We start from the raw sequence: 1949 nt of genomic DNA on the forward strand, positions 1-1949 counted from the left end.
GCTCTACTGAAGCGGGTTTAGGCTCAACCAACTCAGCATAATCAGGATACTTTTTCCTCAATCTCTTTTTTAAGGTCATCACGTTGTGATTTAAAGGCGGTGATATCAGTACGGATTTTGGCTTGAGCAGCAGGCAGCTGTTGTGCCGGTGGAGCTGAGAGCAACCCAGTTAAGAGCTCTGTCAAGGTATTGATACGCTGCTGTAAATCCTGCTCACGACGCGCTAGTCCAGCAAGCTGAGGATCAGAAATATTGGCACGTGCTGCACTTGACGTTAAAGCGCGTTGTACCCCACTGCCGCGGGCAAGGTCAGCAATCTGAAACGCTTCTGCAGCAGCCGCACCAGAAGAATCTGTTTTAGCTTGTTGCGCAAGAGAAGCGAGATACTCTTCCAAAACAAAGGTTATGCGCTGAGTTTGACGAATGCTTTGAGTATTGTTTTCAGTATCGTTACGAGATTGATCTATAAGGATAGGCACTGATGTTTTAAATTCAGTCAAGGCTTTAGAAGACTGCCCAGAGGCTTGAAGAGCCGATGCATTAAAAGCAGTCAGCATTGCCAAGCGAGTTGAGCCCTTTTCCATCCGAGATCCATTTTTAGCTAACATCTCACCTGTCATAGTTGCCGCTTGCGCTGCCTTACCTGTTTTAACGAGTGCAAGAGCCCAATCTAAATCTTGCGCAGGAAAACGTGCAGCAATATCTGGGTCTGCTTTTACATTCTCAACCATCTCAGCGAATACTTTCTCCGCCTGGGTATATTTACCATCAGCAACTAAGGCAGTGGCCAAGGTCTTGCGTGCATAAGCAATAGAGGTAGACGCAGGATAGCTAGTGGATTGTTGTGCAACCTTCAATGCTGCAGTTCCTAGCAATACCGCCTCAGCATTGCGCCCTTGCTCAGCAACCACCCTGGTCAGGGTAAGTAACATCTGAGCAGTCTTTCCAGAATTAGGACCAAATTGATTTATAGCCAACATAGTGCCTTCACGAGCCCAATACTCGGCATCTACTAGCCTTCTTTGTCCCAAATAAGCTTTAGCCATATCTGTCATTAGATAAGCGCGTTGAGCATAAAAATTGCGTGCGGCTGAAGATGAATCCTGGGAAACACGTACTTCATTATCTAAAGCATCCCTACCGCGATCTTTAATGCCATCCAAGATCTGTTGATTTAAATAAAGAGATCTGCGAAGACTGCGCTCTGCCTCTAAAAACTTACCTTCTGCTAAAAAATAACGTCCGCGAGTTGCCTCGAGGGTATTCTCCCAGTTTATTCGACTTAGATAATTAGGATTACGGGCAACGCTAATTAAGGCACTGTAATCATTTTCTAATGTCGCAAGGCCAGATTTAGCGCACTCAAAATCTCCAAGACCCAAGCAGTAATTAACTATCTGTCTATCAAACGAAAGAGTCCATCCACGCAAGTTTTGGGGAACGACCAACAAACCCTGCTCAGAAATTTTCTTTGCGACAATTAAATTACCTTGCGAAGCCTCATTTCCAGCATATTGAAATGTCTCGTCAATACGAAGATCCACTTTAATACTCGGAAAATCAACCGCAGCCTTCTTGATATTTTCTAATGCCCCTCTAGTATTCTCGAGGGCATCCTCTGCTGCTGCCCTTCTATAGTAATAATGATTTAAAACTTCTGCATCATTAGTATTTGGCACGGGCAAGGCTAAAATTTTGGTTGCTTTTTCTATAATTGTTTTGTCGGCGCGTGCCTGACTAAGGACCAACAAAATATCCTTCACATCTCTCGGCGGCGCTTTGATATTTTCTACATCAATATCATCCTTACTCGGCGCTGCGAATGATTGTGATGAAAAGAATGCCATGCTGCAGCACAGCATGAATGTAGCAATGATTGAGAATTTGCGCATAGAAATCCCCTAGTTTTTATAAGCAATATGGTAGCGGAACTTTTAGAAATAGGCTGC

General features: G+C 44.3%; 1 protein-coding gene. It reads right to left on the reverse strand.

The annotated features are described in order from the left end of the window. Window positions 1-41 precede the first annotated feature (41 nt). Complete coding sequence (locus CBI31_RS10240; RefSeq protein ID WP_088526308.1) at window positions 42-1892, reverse strand: hypothetical protein; 1851 nt, start codon at window positions 1890-1892, stop codon at window positions 42-44. Window positions 1893-1949: the final 57 nt, after the last annotated feature.

Origin of the sequence: Polynucleobacter campilacus, assembly GCF_002206625.1 — a bacterium.
Taxonomy (GTDB): domain Bacteria; phylum Pseudomonadota; class Gammaproteobacteria; order Burkholderiales; family Burkholderiaceae; genus Polynucleobacter; species Polynucleobacter campilacus.